Annotated in this window: 16 protein-coding genes; 5 read left to right on the top strand and 11 right to left on the bottom strand. The window is 57.9% G+C overall.

Going from position 1 to position 16846, the window contains the following annotated elements; genetic code table 11:
- Positions 1 to 27 precede the first annotated feature (27 nt).
- From pgi to COL8621_RS08835, 6 genes are all read right to left on the bottom strand, one after another.
- Positions 28 to 1638: a glucose-6-phosphate isomerase gene (gene pgi, locus COL8621_RS08810; protein WP_093967028.1), complete on the bottom strand. Its 1611-nt coding sequence runs from the start codon at positions 1636 to 1638 to the stop codon at positions 28 to 30.
- Positions 1639 to 2310: a 6-phosphogluconolactonase gene (gene pgl / locus COL8621_RS08815; protein WP_093967029.1), complete on the bottom strand. Its 672-nt coding sequence runs from the start codon at positions 2308 to 2310 to the stop codon at positions 1639 to 1641. It lies immediately after the preceding gene.
- Entirely contained in the window at positions 2307 to 3761 is a 1455-nt protein-coding gene (gene zwf, locus COL8621_RS08820) for a glucose-6-phosphate dehydrogenase (protein WP_093967030.1), read from the bottom strand. Before zwf ends, pgl begins: the two co-directional genes overlap by 4 nt.
- A 102-nt stretch (positions 3762 to 3863) precedes the next feature.
- Positions 3864 to 4448 carry an HNH endonuclease gene (locus COL8621_RS08825; protein WP_093967031.1) on the bottom strand — a complete coding sequence of 195 codons (585 nt, stop codon included), beginning with the start codon at positions 4446 to 4448 and terminating at the stop codon, positions 3864 to 3866.
- 468 nt (positions 4449 to 4916) lie between these two features.
- On the bottom strand, positions 4917 to 5594 hold the full coding sequence (locus tag COL8621_RS08830) for an alpha/beta hydrolase (protein ID WP_093967032.1): 678 nt from the start codon (positions 5592 to 5594) through the stop codon (positions 4917 to 4919).
- Positions 5591 to 6220 (bottom strand): DNA-3-methyladenine glycosylase family protein, encoded by a 630-nt coding sequence (locus tag COL8621_RS08835; protein ID WP_093967033.1) that lies wholly within the window; start codon positions 6218 to 6220, stop codon positions 5591 to 5593. The genes COL8621_RS08830 and COL8621_RS08835 overlap by 4 nt, the downstream gene beginning before the upstream one ends.
- Positions 6221 to 6374: 154 nt before the next feature.
- Between COL8621_RS08835 and COL8621_RS08840 the strand changes: the two genes are divergently transcribed.
- Positions 6375 to 7598: an MFS transporter gene (locus tag COL8621_RS08840; RefSeq protein WP_093967034.1), complete on the top strand. Its 1224-nt coding sequence runs from the start codon at positions 6375 to 6377 to the stop codon at positions 7596 to 7598.
- Positions 7599 to 7604: 6 nt separating this feature from the next.
- Here COL8621_RS08840 and COL8621_RS08845 read toward each other — a convergent pair whose 3' ends face one another.
- The 4 genes from COL8621_RS08845 to cysS form a co-directional block, all read right to left on the bottom strand.
- Positions 7605 to 8372, bottom strand: a complete 768-nt coding sequence (locus COL8621_RS08845) for a squalene/phytoene synthase family protein (RefSeq protein ID WP_093967035.1) — start codon at positions 8370 to 8372, stop codon at positions 7605 to 7607.
- On the bottom strand, positions 8369 to 9085 hold the full coding sequence (locus COL8621_RS08850; protein WP_093967036.1) for a class I SAM-dependent methyltransferase: 717 nt from the start codon (positions 9083 to 9085) through the stop codon (positions 8369 to 8371). Before COL8621_RS08850 ends, COL8621_RS08845 begins: the two co-directional genes overlap by 4 nt.
- On the bottom strand, positions 9082 to 10701 hold the full coding sequence (gene cimA, locus COL8621_RS08855; RefSeq protein ID WP_093967037.1) for a citramalate synthase: 1620 nt from the start codon (positions 10699 to 10701) through the stop codon (positions 9082 to 9084). Before cimA ends, COL8621_RS08850 begins: the two co-directional genes overlap by 4 nt.
- Before the next feature lie 100 nt (positions 10702 to 10801).
- Positions 10802 to 12235, bottom strand: coding sequence for a cysteine--tRNA ligase (cysS, locus tag COL8621_RS08860; protein ID WP_093967038.1), 1434 nt, complete (start codon positions 12233 to 12235; stop codon positions 10802 to 10804).
- Positions 12236 to 12439: 204 nt separating this feature from the next.
- Here cysS and COL8621_RS08865 point away from each other — a divergent pair, with 204 nt between their 5' ends.
- The 3 genes from COL8621_RS08865 to COL8621_RS08875 are packed head-to-tail and all read left to right on the top strand — an operon-like array spanning position 12440 to position 15039.
- Positions 12440 to 12781 (top strand): MmcQ/YjbR family DNA-binding protein, encoded by a 342-nt coding sequence (locus COL8621_RS08865; RefSeq protein ID WP_093967039.1) that lies wholly within the window; start codon positions 12440 to 12442, stop codon positions 12779 to 12781.
- A gap of 42 nt (positions 12782 to 12823) precedes the next feature.
- Positions 12824 to 13624, top strand: coding sequence for an isocitrate lyase/PEP mutase family protein (locus COL8621_RS08870; RefSeq protein WP_093967040.1), 801 nt, complete (start codon positions 12824 to 12826; stop codon positions 13622 to 13624).
- A gap of 32 nt (positions 13625 to 13656) precedes the next feature.
- A complete protein-coding gene (locus tag COL8621_RS08875; protein WP_093967041.1) occupies positions 13657 to 15039 on the top strand; it encodes a pyridoxal phosphate-dependent decarboxylase family protein in 1383 nt (460 codons plus the stop codon).
- A gap of 38 nt (positions 15040 to 15077) precedes the next feature.
- Here COL8621_RS08875 and COL8621_RS08880 read toward each other — a convergent pair whose 3' ends face one another.
- Complete coding sequence (locus COL8621_RS08880) at positions 15078 to 15674, bottom strand: outer membrane protein (protein WP_093968488.1); 597 nt, start codon at positions 15672 to 15674, stop codon at positions 15078 to 15080.
- A 302-nt stretch (positions 15675 to 15976) separates the two neighbouring features.
- Between COL8621_RS08880 and COL8621_RS08885 the strand changes: the two genes are divergently transcribed.
- Positions 15977 to 16843: a TPM domain-containing protein gene (locus tag COL8621_RS08885; RefSeq protein WP_093967042.1), complete on the top strand. Its 867-nt coding sequence runs from the start codon at positions 15977 to 15979 to the stop codon at positions 16841 to 16843.
- Positions 16844 to 16846: the final 3 nt, after the last annotated feature.

Raw genomic sequence — 16846 nt, forward strand, 5'->3', positions numbered from 1 at the left:
TCCAAACCACCAAAGACGAACGGCGCTTTAATTAAGCGCCGCTTGGATGAATGCTACCAACTGCTTGGTTGATCCGTCTTCGCCATCGGACGACGCCGCGCCCGTTACGATCGGCTCCAGTGAAACGGCCAGTTCTTTGCCCAGTTCAACGCCCCATTGATCAAAGCTGTTGATGCCAAGGATCACGCCTTCGACGAAGACGCGGTGTTCGTACAAGGCAACGATTTGGCCAAAGATTTCAGGCGTCAGTTTGGGATAGATCAGCGTGGTGGACGGGCGATTTCCAGGGAACACGCGGTGGCGCGCCTGACGGTCCAATTCGGCCCCTTCGAAACCTGCCGCTTCCATCTTGGCGCGGGCCTCGTCCAAGCTACGACCCAGCATCAGCGCCTTAGACTGCGCCAGACAGTTCGCCATCAACAACTGATGATGACGCGAACGGCCCATTTCATTTCCTTCGGCAGCAACAAGGAATTCGCAAGGAATAACCGCCGTACCCTGATGGATCAGCTGATAAAATGCGTGCTGCCCGTTGGTGCCCGGCTCTCCCCAGACAACGGGGCCAGCGGGAACAGTCAGGTCGGTACCGTCCATCGCGACGCGCTTGCCGTTACTCTCCATCTCTAGCTGTTGAAGATATGCAGGAAGCCGCGCAAGCTGTTGATCGTAAGGCAAAACTGCCCGCGTGCTATAGCCGCAGAACTGATTGTGCCACATCCCAACCAGCGCCAGAAGGACCGGCATGTTTTCAGCCAAAGGTGCGGTGCGGAAATGTTTGTCCATCGTTTCGGCGCCCTTCAGGAAGGCACGGAAATTTGCGGGGCCAACGGCCAGCATGATGGAAAGCCCGATTGGCCCCCACATCGAATACCGCCCGCCGACCCAATCGGCGAAGCCGAACACACGCTCTTCAGCGATGCCAAAGGCGCTGGTTTTGTCCAGCGCGGTCGACACGGCCGCGAACTGCGCGCTTGGGTCTGTCACCGCTTCTGCCATCATCGTGCGGGCGGTTTCGGCATTCGTCATCGTTTCGATGGTGGTGAAGGTTTTTGAAGCAACGATCACCAGCGTAGTCGTCAGATCAAGCCCACGCATCACTTGTGAAATATGCGCGCCATCCACGTTGGAAACGAAGTGGCACCGCGGACCATCGGCATAAGAGGCAAGCGCCTGCAACGCCATCACCGGCCCAAGGTCGGACCCGCCGATGCCGATATTGACCACATCGGTGATCTTACCACCCTGCCCTTTGAAACTGCCTGACCGAACGGCGTTCACGAACGCCTCCATCTGGTTCAGTACATCATGGACGCCGGGAATAACGTCTTGGCCATCGACCAACACGGGCCCTTCGCTGGCCCGAAGCGCAGTGTGCAGAACGGCACGGTCTTCGGTTTCGTTGATCTTTTCACCGCCGAACATCGCGTCGCGACGCCCGGCGACATCCGCGCTTTCGGCCAATGCAATCAGGCCCGACAGCGTTTCATCGTCGATATTGGTCTTGGAAAAGTCGAACAGCATATCGCCCAGACGGGCGGAAAACGTGCCAGCGCGATCTGCGTCTTTAAACAAATCGACGATCCGGCGCGGTTTGGCGTTTTCAGCTTTAGCTCGAAGGTTTTTCCAATGATCCATAATCTATTCAGCCCAGTGAACGGTTGCGTTTTTCAAGACGGCGGCAACGGGTGCCTCGGATGGGTCCAGCGTTTCCGCTCGCTCCAGCGCGGCGCGCTTTTCCGTGCCGGTAATAACGATATGAGTGTTCAACGCGCCCTGAAGCACCGGCGCGGAAAGCGTCATCCGGGGTTCGGGGGCACCCGGCGCGCGCATCGGCACCAAAACTGGCGCGTCGTCCGACATCGCCTCTTCCAAACGGTCAGCGCCGGGGAACAAAGAGGCCGTGTGCATGTCCGCACCCATCCCCAACAAAAGGACAGAAATAGGCAAGACCGCCTCTATCCCTTGGGAAAGCTCAACCAGCTTGTCTTCGGGCGCAGGCGCATCCGCATAGAACGGCACCAAATTGGCCGCCGCCGCGTTTTCCACCAACAGCCGTTCGCGCAGCAACCGCGTGTTCGACCTGTCGGAACTTTCGGGAACCCAGCGTTCGTCCGTCAGCATGACGTTGACGTTCGCCCAATCCAAATCGACCGCACACAGCGTATCAAAGATCGGCCCTGGCGTTGTCCCGCCGGGAACGGCAAGCGTGGCAGTGCCTTGTTGGCGCAGCGCCGCGCCAAGTTCGCTGGCAAGGTGGTCTGCCAAGCTGATCATCATCAGCTCTCTGTCTGGGTATTCTTGGAAGATCACGCTTTCACCTCGCGCCAGCGGCGGCCGTCTTTGTGCATCAACATCAGCGCATCCTCTGGGCCGGAACTGCCCGGATCATAGGATTTTGGCCGGTCGCCCCGGTCTGTCCACCCATCGATCAACGGGTCGGTCCAGGCCCAAGCGGCCTCTACCTCATCCCCGCGCATGAATAGGGTTTGGTTGCCACGGATCACATCCATGATCAGCCGTTCATAAGCGTCTGGAATATCCTCGGCCTCTGGGCCCAGTGCCTCTTTGAACGACATATCAAGCGGAACCTCGACAAGGCGCATACCGCCCGGCCCCGGTTCTTTGATCGTCACGCGCAGGTTGATGCCTTCGTTGGGTTGCAGGCGAATAACCAACACGTTGGCTTTTTGGCGTTCCTGTTCACCGAAAATCGAATGCGGTGGATCTTTGAACACGATCGCAATTTCCGACGTCCGCGCCCGCATCCGTTTACCAGTACGCAGATAGAACGGAGTCCCCTTCCAGCGCCAGTTAGAGATATGCGTCTTCAGCGCGATAAAGCTTTCGGTCCGGCTGTCTGGGTTTTCGACATCGTCAAAATAGCTGGGCCCGTCTTCATCTTCACAATATTGGCCGCGCACGATGTCATCAGGGTCCACCGGATCAAGCGCGCGAATAACCTTTAGCTTTTCGTCACGCACGGCGTCGGGTTCAAACGCATATGGTGGCTCCATCGCGATCAGGCATAGAAGCTGCATCATGTGGTTTTGAACCATATCCCGCATCGCGCCGGATTTGTCGTAATACCCACCACGGCCACCGACACCCACGGTTTCTGCAACCGTGATCTGAATGTGATCGACGTTCTGTGCATTCCACAGCGGCTCAAACAGCATATTCCCGAAACGCACCGCCATCAGATTCTGAACCGTTTCTTTGCCCAGATAGTGATCGATGCGATAGATTTGATGTTCGTCGAAATGCTTTGCCAGCGTCGCGTTCAACGCCTGAGCCGTTTTCAGATCGTGACCGAATGGTTTTTCCACCACAATCCGGCTTTCCGCATCTGCCATCCCATAGGCATGCAGCCGTTCAGCAATATCCCCGAACAGGCTTGGCCCGACCGAAAAATAGAACGCATGAACGACGCCCTTGCGCATTTTGCCAGCAAGCTCTTTCCAGCCTTCTTCGCCGCGAGCATCGACCTTGATATAGCTAAGCCGTTCCAGAAATGCGGCGATTGTCGCCTTTTCCTGCTTGTCGCGATCAACAAACTCGTTGATCGCATTGCCGACCATCGCGCGGAATTCGGTATCATCATGATCAGAGCGTGCCGCCCCGATGATACGAGCATCCTCGGGCATCTGACCGGACAGGAAGCGCCGGTATAGCCCCGGCAGGATTTTGCGGCGGGCAAGATCGCCCGTACCGCCAAAAATAACCAGGTCGAATGGATCAACCGGGATGACGCGTGAAACCATAACGTGCCCACCGTATTCGTGTTAGCGCAAACACGGTCTGTCTAACCACGCCGCGCGACGAAGTCTAGCACCTAGAAGGCTTTGGCGAAAACTCGTTTACACTTATGCGTCCAATTCTGCATCCCAATAAAGGAAATCCAGCCAGCTATCATGCAGATAATTGGGCGGAAACTTGCGCCCCATGTTGCGCAGCTCTTCGGCGCAGGGTTGGCGCGGTGGTTTACGCAGGTGCATATTTACCTGCCGAAGGCTTTTAGAGCCTTTGCGAAGGTTGCATCGGGAACAAGCCGCCACAACGTTTTCCCAACTGGTCACCCCACCCCGGGCGCGCGGCACGACATGGTCAAATGTCAGATCACCGCCTGTTCCACAGTATTGGCAGGAAAATTCATCCCTCAAAAATAAATTAAAGCGCGTGAAGGCCACGCGCTTTTGAGGTTTGACGTAATCTTTCAGAACAACAACAGACGGTATCCTGATTTCTGTCGTTGGACTTCGGACAACATGATCGTATTCGGCAACAATATCGACCCGGTCCAAAAACACTGCTTTTACAGCATCCTGCCAAGGCCAAAGTGACAGCGGATAATATGACAGCGGTCTATAATCCGCATTTAACACCAATGCCGGATGATGTTTCAGGGAACTCGGCTCCCTTACAAAATGAGTTCTAAAATCGCCGTCCATTCTTAATGACTCCATGCCGGCCATATCTGCCCGATTCTGGTGCCAAGGCGGGCGAACCCGCCCTAGCTTGTGGATAACTATATATGGCGCGTCGCACCATGCAAGCCCCGCTATATGCAGTGTTTGTCGCGCCCAGAATTACCGCCCATTCATGACGGGTATGTGACGGTTATCCACAGGGCGCGGAATGCCTGCGTCACGGCATTAAATAAGCCTTGATCGCACAGCTTCCAGAGCGGTCGTTGATTTAAAATGGGAAATGCGCACACACAGGCAAAACGTTATGGGCGCGCATTAGGAATTAAGAACGACGATCCGTTCTGGCACGAACAGGAACCGGCTTTGACGCGCGGCGCACAACATGAAGAACTGGCAGCGACAACACCAAAGCGGCAAGAGCGACTGTCATTAGTTCCATGATAAATCCTCCTCGATTCCACAGAAACCTAGGGGCGCGCCACCACCGCGTCAAGCAGGTGGTGTTTCAAGCCCCAGCCGGTCGCGCATAAACGCCAATGCGACGCTAAGCCCATCCGGCGCGATGCCGTGTGCTGTGCCCTTCATGACGTGGGCATAGACCTGAAAACCGGCCTGGCTAAGTGCTTCGCCCGCTTCTGGCAGCGACTGCACGGGAACAACATCATCCTGATCCCCATGCACCAATAACACCGGCGGTTTACTGACCGCCTGATCCGCCAAATCTTCGGGGCGCAAAAGACGGCCGGAAAAGCCGACGACACCTGCGAATTCTTCTTCGCGGCGCGGGGCGACATGCAGGCTCATCATCGTTCCCTGAGAGAACCCAAGCAGGATAACGCGGTCCGCCGTCAGCCCCTCTTCTTCCATCACGGAATCCAGATAGGCGTTCAAATCATCAACGGCGCGCACCATGCCCGCTTCGCTTTCTTCTTCGCTGGACCCATCGATCCAAGGAATCGGAAACCACTGATACCCCATCGGGGAACCTGCGCAGCGTTCTGGCGCGTCGGGCGCAACAAAAGCGGTGCCCGGCATATGTTCACTTAAAGGGTCGGCAAGCCCAAGCAGATCCGCGCCATTGGCACCATAGCCGTGCAGAAACACCACCAAAGAAGTGGCGTCGCCCTGTGCGGGGCCGCGCCGGCCACTTTCCAAAACTCTGCTCATCGGATCCCTTCCCTCTGTTTTGCGACATGGTAGTAGGCCCAAAGCGCCCGCGCCGCAACGCCCCTCCATGGGGACCACGCCTTGGCCATGTCGCGCAATGCGCGTTCCTTGGGCCTTTCGTCCAGTTCAAACAGAAGCTTCACCGATTCCTGCAATGCCAAATCACCCGGCGCGAACACATCCGCCCGACTAAGTGAAAACATCGCGTAAATCTCGGCCGTCCACTGCCCGATGCCGGGCACTTCCACCAAGGTAGAGATCACCTCATCCGTTGGGCACGTCCGCAAACCGGTGAAATCTATCCGTGCTTCGGCCAAGGCCTTTGCGTATCTGATTTTCTGGCGCGACATGCCGCAGGCGCGCAAATCCTCTTCGCTGGCCCACATGACTTTTCGCGGGCCGGTTAGCTTGGCCGTTTTCAATCGCCCCCAGATGGCGTTTGCCGCAGCCACCGAAACCTGCTGGCTGACGATGGCATCCAACAACGCCTCGTACCCATCTTTGCGACGACGAAGCGGCAATGGCCCTGTTAGTTCAAGCGCGGCCGCGAACCGTGGCTCAACCTCGGCCAGATATGTTGCGCCTTCGGCCACGCAAGCGGGTGTTTCGATGATCCGGCCAACCATTTTGCCCTCGCTTTCTGCTGTTTCGAAATATCGTCACCGAAGCCATGAAAGTCACGCAGCAAAGCACGGATGCGCAAACCCTCAAGGTGTGGCGAAAACGCTAAACCCGGAAAACGCGCTTTCCAAGCCTTTGCGCCAACGCTAACCATTCCACATGAGCGAAATTTCAGCAGCCCCGACAGCATCCGATCAACGCGCGAAACGCAACGTTTTGGTGCTGGTTCTGGCCCAAGCGTTCCTTGGCGCACAGATGCCGATGATCTTTACCATTGGCGGGCTTGCCGGACAGTCGCTGGCCGCAAATGCCTGTTTCGCAACACTTCCCATTTCGATGATCGTGCTTGGGTCCATGCTGACGGCCACGCCGATTTCTTCGATCATGCAGCGTTATGGGCGCAAGGTTGGCTTTTTCATCGGCGCGGGTGGCGGCGCCCTTGGCGCGGCGATCGGGGCGTATGGGTTGATGCAATCCTCGTTCACGTTGTTCCTGCTCGGATCGCTTTTCACCGGGGTTTATATGTCGGCGCAGGGGTTTTACCGCTTTGCCGCCTCTGACACCGCATCCGAGGAATTCCGGCCCAAGGCGATTTCCTATGTGATGGCGGGTGGCCTAGCCTCGGCGATCATCGGGCCGCAACTTGTTAAACTGACCGCGCAATCCATGGTCGTGCCGTTTCTGGGCACCTATCTGGTGGTCATCGGCGTAAACGTCCTTGGCTCGCTGTTGTTCCTGTTTATCGACATTCCTAAGCCACCCACACCATCCGCCGACGCGCCCAAAGGCCGTTCCCGGTTAGAGCTGTTGGCGACCCCGCGCATTGCCGTTGCCATCATCTGCGCGCTTGTTTCCTATGCGTTGATGAACCTTGTTATGACCTCCACACCACTGGCGGTCGTTGGCTGTGGGTTTGAAACGGCGGACGCGGCGAACGTGGTGACCGCCCATGTTCTGGCGATGTTTATCCCGTCCTTTTTCACCGGTCACATGATCGCCCGCTTTGGCGTTGAAAAGATCGTCGCCCTTGGGCTGATCGTTCTTGGAGGCGCAGGAACCGTCGCCCTGATGGGTGTCGAATTAGAGCATTTCTTCATCGCGCTGATACTGCTTGGCATCGGCTGGAACTTTGGCTTCATCGGCGCGACGACCATGTTGGCCGGCGCCCACGCCCCGGAAGAACGTGGCCGCGTCCAGGGCATGAACGACCTGATCGTGTTCGGCGGGGTTACGTTTGCCTCGCTCGCGTCGGGTGGGTTGATGAACTGTTCCGGCGGATCGGTTCAACAGGGCTGGACAGCCGTGAACCTTGCCATGGTGCCATTTCTGGTGCTGGCTGGCGGGGCGCTTATCTGGTTGGCCATGCGCCCGCGCGAGGCATAACGCCCCCTACCACCGCCCCGAAAAGCTGCGCAGTAACAGACCGCTTCGGCGGGCAAATTCAGATTGCGCCAACTGCCCTGCGGCCACTGCCTCGGGCGTTTTCATAGCAGCCTTCAGAATGGGTTCTGCCTGCCATCCAACCAACATCGCACCATGCGCCGCTGACGGAACCGCGCCCCGCTTGGCGCGGGCATTGCGCAACCGTGCCAAGGCAGTCTTTGCAAGCGCTGCAACCCCTTCTGCCCGACCATCCAGCAAAGGTATACGCCCGCGCGCCTCCAGTTCCGGGATGGCCCGCAACCATTGCGCAACGCCAACGCCATAGCCGAAATCGCGCACGACATCTTCACCACTGTCAGCACCAAGTGCGCGGGCCGTCACCCACATCAAGTTGCCAGAGGTCGCATCGATATATTCGTCGAAATGCGCCGCATCTTCGAACGGATCGCGATAAACATCCCACCGGCGCGCCTGAACCAGCTTGTCCAACAGATCTGTGTCGGGCTGAGCCAGAACCTCGGCCAATGGGGAAACGACTTCGTGGCGGCGCACAACAGCGCCCTGCCCGATTTCCTCCAACGCATCGCGCCACCACTGAAGCCGCATTTCAGCGATCATAGGTTCGGATGCCACCCAAGGCGCACGCGCGACCTCTAGGTTGAAGGCATAGATCGGGAACAGCTTTTCACGCGCCGCAACCGGCGAGGCCATCGTTGCCAGAAACCGATCAGGGTCGCCGCGTTCAACCAATTCTGCACAGGCCTGAATGCTCATACCGCTTGCGCCAAAACCAGAAGATACCCGGTTTCGCCTTTCACTTTTCGCCAGCTTTCAGCCTCGGCTTGGTTTTCGTCCAATGCTTTGGAAAGCTCTGCATTCGCACCGGCGCGCAGCTTTGCAATTCGCGCTTCCATCGGCTGATAGTAGTTTTCCCATGCCGCGTCTGACACTGTCTTGATGCCCAACACCTTAAAGCCCGCCGCCTCAACCTTGGCGCGCAGTTCAGCCTCGGAACTGGGTTCATACCCGTCCCAAAAGCTACGCGCCGCTTGCGAAGGTTCATCGGTCAAAAACGCAGGTTCAGAAAACGCGACATATCCATTTTCTTTCAATGCCTTGCGAAACACACCTAAACCTTCACTTACACCAAGGAAGTACAGCGCACCGGCACACCAAATCAGGTCAAACGGCGCATCTGGCTGGGTATCAAGCTGGGCCATGTCGCCAACCCGCGCGTCCACCCGCGGTTCATTTTCAAACCGCGCTTCAGCCTGCGCCACGAACGGAGCATGCAGATCAACCGCCAGAAGGTGCCCAGCCGGCAGATGGCGCAACAGGGCCTGAATGTCATCGCCCGGCCCGCAACCCGCGTCACAAACGATGGCATCTGGCCGAAGTGCCGCGCGCTTCAACGCCCAATGCACATCCGCGGCTTCCCCCGGCCCTTCGCGTGGCAAATCTTTATGAACTTCGAAGAAGGCGGTCACGGCTTGGCTCCATCATGGACCAATTTCCACGTCACCGCGTCCAACAGCGCCTCGAACGAGGCATCCACGATGTTGGGCGACACCCCCACGGTTGACCACCGCTGCCCCTTGCCATCTTCGCTGTCGATGATGACGCGGGTCACGGCCTCTGTCCCGCCGTTGGTGATACGGACCTTGAAATCGACCAGCTTCATGTCGTCGATATTGGGCTGATACGGCCCAAGGTCTTTCGCCAAAGCCTTGGCCAGCGCGTTCACCGGCCCTTGGTCGTTGCCCGACGCATCGTGGCTTTCCGACACCGACAGCATCTTTTCGTCGCCGATCTTCACCACAACCATCGCTTCCGACAGGCTGATCATCTTGTCATAGCGGTTTTTGCGGCGTTCAACCGTGACCTTATATCGTTTAACTTCAAAAAACTGCGGCAAAAGGCCAAGCGCCCGACGCGCCAACAGCTCAAAGCTGGCTTGCGCGGTGTCATAGGAATACCCCTGCGCTTCACGCTCTTTGATCTGGTCAAGGATTTGCGACAGCGCCGAGTTGCCCTTTTCGACGCTCAGCCCAGCCTCGGCCAGACGTTTACGCAGGTTCGACTGCCCCGCCTGGTTCGACATCGGGATAATGCGGCCGTTCCCCACGATCGACGGTTCGATGTGTTCATACGTCGATGGGTCTTTCAGAATGGCAGACGCATGCAACCCCGCCTTATGGGCAAACGCCGAGGCCCCGACATAGGGCGCAGACTTCGTGGGGACGCGGTTCAGGATATCATCCAATAGACGCGAGGCGCGGGTCAGCCCGGCCAAGGCCTTGTGCGTGACACCAGTTTCGAACTGGCTGGCATAGGGTTCTTTCAACAGTAGCGTCGGGATCAGCGTGGTCAGGTTCGCATTGCCACAGCGTTCGCCCAACCCGTTCAGTGTGCCCTGCACCTGCCGCGCACCTGCGTCGATGGCCGCCAACGACCCGGCAACCGCATTGCCCGTGTCGTTATGGGTATGGATGCCGACACGATCACCGGGAATACCCTGTGCGATCACCGCTGCGGTGATGCGCCCGATCTCGTCAGGCAAGGTGCCGCCGTTGGTATCGCACAGAACGATCCAACGCGCGCCAGCGTCAAACGCCGCCTTCAGGCATTTCACCGCGTATTCAGGGTTTGCCTTATAGCCATCAAAGAAATGTTCGGCATCGAACAGCGCCTCGCGCCCTTGGGCGACGATATGTTCAAACGACCGTGCGATGTTTTCTAGATTTTCGTCCAACGTGATGCCAAGCGCCTTGGTCACGTGGAAATCATGGGTTTTGCCGACAAGGCAAACGGACGGTGTGCCCGCGTTCAGAACCGCGGCCAGCACATCATCGTTTTCGGCACTGCGACCCGCGCGTTTGGTCATGCCAAAGGCTGTCATCGTGGCGCGGGTTTTGGGGGCTTCGTCGAAAAACGCGCTATCGGTCGGGTTCGCGCCGGGCCAGCCGCCTTCGATATGATCAACGCCAAGCGCATCCAGCGTTTCGGCGATCTGGATCTTTTCGGGGGTGGAGAACTGCACGCCCTGCGTCTGCTGCCCGTCGCGCAGCGTGGTGTCGAAAAGATAGAGGCGTTCTTTACTCATAGCGCTGCTCCCGCCTCAAATGTTTCACCGTTCGGGAGACTGGCCCAAACAGCGCGCCCACCCACGGGACGGGCGCTGTGGCTGTTTGATTTGCCGCGGCTCATTTCAATGCCTCCAGTTTGGAGGGGTCGAAGTCTGGCGTAAAATCCAAAACGACTTCAGTCTTCGAAGCTCGTACTTCCAAGCCGGCATCCCGCAAAACCGAGCTTATCCGATCGACTTCAGCAAAGTCTTTGGTTTCCATTGCCGCTTTTCTTGCTGTGAAAAGCATCGCCTCGTAGACACCCAGATCCACAGGATCGTCCAATATTTTGTTCAATGACGCACCAAAACCGACTTCCCACGTGTGGTCGTGCTTGAAGCCAAGAAACTCCATCCCTTCGGCTAGCGAAATAGCCGCTTGAAGATCGCCTTTCTGTGCGGATTTAGCGTACTCATTTAGCCGTGTCCGCGCGAGCGATGTGTTAAGATCATCCGCTAACGCACTGACCACATCAACCGGCGGCTGTTGCCCTTTAATCCCATCAGGTAAATCGTCACAAAAGACACTCACTGCAGATTTCCATCCCAATAGCGTCTTCTCCGCCTCTTCCCGCTTCTTCTCGGTCCAGTCCATCGGCTTGCGATAGTGGGTGCCGAGGAACACAAACCTGATGACCTCTCCCGGTACGCCCTGTTCCAGAAGCTGGTGGACGGTAAAGAAGTTGCCCAAGGATTTGGACATCTTCTTCCCCTCAACCTGAAGCATCTCGTTATGCATCCAGACGTTTGCGAACTTGCCTTCGGGATGGGCGCAGCAGCTTTGCGCGATCTCATTCTCATGGTGCGGGAATTGCAGGTCGTTGCCGCCGCCGTGAATGTCGAAGCTATCCCCCAACAGCTCGTAACTCATGGCGGAACATTCGATGTGCCAACCGGGCCGACCACGCCCCCACGGGCTGTCCCACCCCGGCAGGTCGTCCGATGATGGCTTCCACAGCACGAAATCCATCGGGTTGCGCTTGTAGGGTGCGACCTCGACCCGGGCACCGGCGATCATGTCGTCCACGCTGCGCCCCGACAACGCGCCGTAATTCTTATAGCTTTCGACCGCGAACAGAACGTGGCCCTCGGCCTCGTAGGCGTGGCCTTTGGCGATCAGGTCTTCGATCATCGCGATCATCTGGCCGATATACTCGGTCGCGCGGGGTTCGTGGGTGGGGCGCATCGCGCCAAGCGCGTCCATATCCTGATGGAACCATTCGATGGTTTCGTCGGTGATGTCGCGGATCGGGCGGCGCGTCGCTTCTGCCCGTGCGTTGATCTTGTCGTCCACGTCGGTGAAGTTGCGCACATATGTAACGTGATCTTCGCCGTACACATGGCGCAGCAGGCGGAACAGCGTGTCAAACACAACCACCGGACGCGCGTTGCCAAGGTGCGCGCGGTCATAAACCGTGGGCCCGCAGACATACATCCGCACGTTATCCGGATCGATTGGGGTAAAGACCTCTTTCTTGCGGGTCTTGGTGTTGTGCAGCTTGATCTCGGTCATGCGGTATCCTTCGCGCGTCTTCCGCCGCGGGCTTTACCAAGTTCAGCTTTGTTTGGAAACTGTAAGACCGGCCCGCGAAACGAATGTCAGCGGGTAATGCAGCAAATGATGATGATGCGGTTGGTCATGGCCCGATGTGTAACAGCCCGCCCATGCCCTGCCAAGCGCCTTGTACCGACTCGGGCCCGGTGCCAGTATCCGGCCATGGATGAAATTGAGCTAAAGCGATTTTGCGACGCATTGCCCGGTGCCGTTTACGAACAGCCCTTTGGGCCAGACGTCGGGTGCTGGAAGGTTGCGGGCAAGATCTTCGCCCTGTGCGGACATGGTGAAGGGCGCGTTTCCGTCAAATGCGCAGACCCCGAAAAAGCCGCGATGTTGATTGACGTGGGCCGCGCAACCAAGGCCCCCTATTTGCCGCGCGGGGGCTGGGTGTCGATCCCGTTCACCAGCACCGACCCTGACGAGGTAAAAGAACGGCTAAGCGAAAGCTATCAAACCATCCGCAGCAGCCTTTCGAAAAAGATACAGGCCAGCTTGGGCTAAGCCGTCCTCGATTAGCACCATATGCCCCACTAAGGACCACCCATGCCCCAGACGTTCCGCAGCCTTCACAAGCCCGGCAATCCGTTCATTCTGGCCAACGCGTGGGATCGTGGCAGCGCCAAGATGCTGGAAAAGCTGGGCGCGCAAGCCATCGGCACGTCTTCGGCGGCGCATGCTTTTACCCTTGGGCGCCCCGATATGGGCCATGTCACGCGCGATGAATCCTTGGCCCATGCCCAAGACATCATCGCGGCTGTCACTGTGCCTGTGTCTGGGGATTTCGAAAACGGGTTCGGGGATGACCCCGACACCTGCGCACAAACGGTGCGCCTGTCACATGAGGCTGGGCTTGCAGGTATCTCCATCGAAGACACGGCCCTGCCCGACGATACCCCGTATGAGCACGCGTTTTCGGTTGAACGCATTCGCGCGGCCAGTGCGGCAGCGCGCGCGTTACCGGGTGACTTTGTGCTGATCGCGCGCGCAGATGGCATGATGAACGGCCACTATGACATCGACGAGGCCTTGGCCCGCATCCGCGCCTATGATGCGGCTGGCGCCGATGGGCTCTACGTGCCGATGCCGCCTTCGATGAACGATCTGCGCCGGATTTGCGCGGCGACGGATAAACCCGTCAACGTGTTGGCCGCGGGGCCGTTTACCAAGGTTTCGCGCGCTGAATTCGCCGCCGTGGGCGTTGCGCGTATCTCTCTGGGGTCGGCCTTGGCGCGCGCCACCCATCGGGTTATCCACGATGCCGCGCAGTCGATGTTCCAAGAAGGGGATTTTTCGCCGCTTTCCCACTCGATCCCCGGCGCTGACATCGACAAGCTTCTTTCCTGAACACCCCTTTTTCCAAACGATAAGAGCCATCCATGAACCACGACGAGCTTGCCGAATGGTCAAAACGAGCGGCCGATTGGGCGCGTAACTATCACGCCAATCTGCGTGACCAACCCGTTCGGGCACAAACCACCCCCGGTGAGACGGCTGCGAAACTGCCAACCGCGCCGCCCGAAGGCCCCGAAGATATGGAACAGATCTTCGCCGACTTCGAAGCAATCGTTCCCGGCGCGACAACCCATTGGCAGCACCCGCGTTTCTTTGCCTATTTCCCGGCGAACGCGGCCCCGGCCTCTATCCTTGCGGATCAGCTGTGCAATGCGATGGCCGTGCAAGGGATGCTGTGGCAAACCGCGCCCGCAGCAACCGAAATTGAAGGTGTGATGGTCAACTGGATGCGCGATGCATTCGGCCTTCCGCCCCATTTCACCGGAACGATCCACGACAGCGCCACAACCGCAACCCTGTCCGCCGTTCTGACCATGCGCGAGCGCGCGTTGAATTGGCAGGGCAACGAACGGGGCTTGGCCGACCTGCCCCGCCTGCGGCTCTATGCGTCTGCGCAAACCCATTCTTCAATCGATAAGGCCGCACAGATCGCCGGGATCGGGCAACAGAACCTAGTGAAAGTGCCGACCGACGCCAACAACGCAATGGATGCAGAGGCGCTGGAGGCCGCAATCACGGCGGACAAAGCTGCCGGGTTCCTGCCTGTGGGGGTTATCATGTGCGTCGGCGGGACCTCGATCGGGGCGGTTGACCCGGTTGCCGAATGCATCAAGGTCGCCAAAACGCATGACCTTTTCACCCACGTTGATGCGGCGTGGGCTGGGGCCGCGATGATCTGCCCAGAACACCGCGCGTTGTGGGATGGGATCGACGGGGCCGACAGTATCGTGATCAACCCGCACAAATGGCTTGGCGTGCAATTTGACTGCGCGCTGCAATTTCTGGCCGATGCCACGCCGCAGGTCAAAACTCTTGGCCTTCGCCCGGTCTTTCTGGAAACGCTCGAACAGGACGAAGTGGTCAATTACAACGAATGGACCATACCGATGGGGCGCCGGTTTCGGGCGCTAAAGCTGTGGTTCACGATCCGCGCCTATGGGTTGGAAGGGCTGCGCACACGCATTCGCAACCACATTGCATGGGCTGGCGAATTGGCACACGAAATCGAAAAACTGGCGCGGTTTGAAATCACCACGCCCCCCATGCTGTCGCTTTTCACGTTCCGTTTGATCGGGACGGATGAAAAAAACGAAGCACTTCTTACGCGCATCAACGACGATGGGCGAATTTACCTGACCCAGACGCGCCACAATGGCCAATTCGTGATTAGGTTTCAGGCCGGGCAGTTTGACTGCACGCGCGATGACGTCATGACCGTGCTAACGGTTCTGAACGACCTGTCGTAAAAGTTGGGCCGGAGGTATCCCCCGGCCCAAACTTGTTCTTAGAACTTGAACGATACACGCGCTGCGACGGTTGTCGCGTCGATGTCGTCACCGCTGCCATCGAAATCATCGAACTGGTGGTACAGAACTTCACCACCGACAGAGATGTTTTCGCGCACCATCTGCTCTACGCCAACGCCTAGGAAATAGCCGTTGTCGCTGACATTGGTGCCTGCGATTTCAGTTTCGGCATAGGCTGCACCACCCGTACCGTAAAGGAAGGTGTTGCCCAGATCAGCACCCGCACGCAGCTTCAGCCGCGCGATGCTGTCAACGGAACCCGGAACGCCGTTAAGATCAATATCTGCTGCGTCATATTCCAGCTCACCACCAACAATGAAATTACCAAAGTCGTAGTCGTAACCGGCATGCACACCACCAAGGAAACCGTCACCGTCGACGCCATTCACGCTGGTATCGATGCTGCCATAGCCAAGGTGGGCACCAACCGATCCACCGGTCCAATCACGACCCGGCGCAACATAAGGTGCTGGGGCTGCAACCACCGGATCAGCCGGTGCAAGATCAGCATTGCCCGCAAAACTTGGGGCGGCGGCGGCAATCGCCAGTGCTGCAATCGAAAATGTCTTTTTCATCATACTCTCCTATGTCGTCTCGTTGCCTGTGTTTTACAAAGTCACCAGCGCGTTGTTCGCCCGGTGCTTGGGTTAAGTTTGGGTCGCAATAGCGCTTGAACAAGGGGCTCACAAATAGGTGATCTGGCTACGCGCAAATTATTGCCAATACAGGGAAAATTGGCCCCGGCGGGTCGGCTGAAAATGGCCTATGGGCCAAAAAATTCACGTAAACTTGACCAAGATCATGGGAACCCACGACGGAAGTTTGACGCGCCCGCAAAGGAGCGCCAAAATAGTAGGCACCCAGCAAAGAGAGTTTTATGTCCCTCCGCCTTGTTCTGCCGACTCTGGCCCTGTTCGTTGCCCCAATCACGCCGGTCAATGCACAGCAATACCCAAGCCACACCTCTGTGTATGTAAACGACTATGCCGAAATTATCGACCCCGCAGCGGAACAGCGGATCATCGGGCTTCTGCAAGAGTTGCGCGCCGATAAGGGTGTTGAAACAACCGTCCTTACGATCAAATCGCGCGATGACTATGACTACAGCGCGTCGATCGAACAGTTTGCGACCGGGCTTTTCAACGACTGGGGTGTTGGCGACAGCACGCTAAACAACGGCATCTTGGTTCTGGTTGTCAGGGGTGACCGCGAAATGCGGATCGAACTGGGGCGCGGGCTTAACCGCGACTTTGACTGGGTTGCGCAAAACGTGATTGACGATCACTTCTTGCCCGCCTTCCGACAAGACCGTTATTCCGAAGGGATCGAAGCAGGCGTGAACGCCACCGTTCAGAACATTGCCCTACCCTTTGCTGACGGCCTGCCACCGCAAAAACGCAGCTTTGCCGACAGGTTTGCCGAATACAGACTGCCCGCGCTTTTCATCTTGGCGTTCAGCGCGCTTGTGGCGCTTTCGCAAAGGCAGCGATTGGGCGACAAAAGCTATGCCTTCCGACGCTGCCCAACTTGCCGCCACCGCGGGCTGAAGCGGACCCGCGACATCGAACTGGCCGCCACCAAAACCAGCGAAGGCAAAGGCCTGCGCCACACGCGGTGCCGCAACTGCGACTATTCCGAAGATCACAGCTATACCATTCCAATGGTACGCACGAAATCGTCCTCTGGCGGCGGTTCGTTTGGCGGTGGCTCATCGTCCGGCGGCGGCGCCAGCGGAAGGTGGTGATTT

Origin of the sequence: Actibacterium lipolyticum (assembly GCF_900184935.1) — a bacterium.
Taxonomy (GTDB): domain Bacteria; phylum Pseudomonadota; class Alphaproteobacteria; order Rhodobacterales; family Rhodobacteraceae; genus Actibacterium_A; species Actibacterium_A lipolyticum.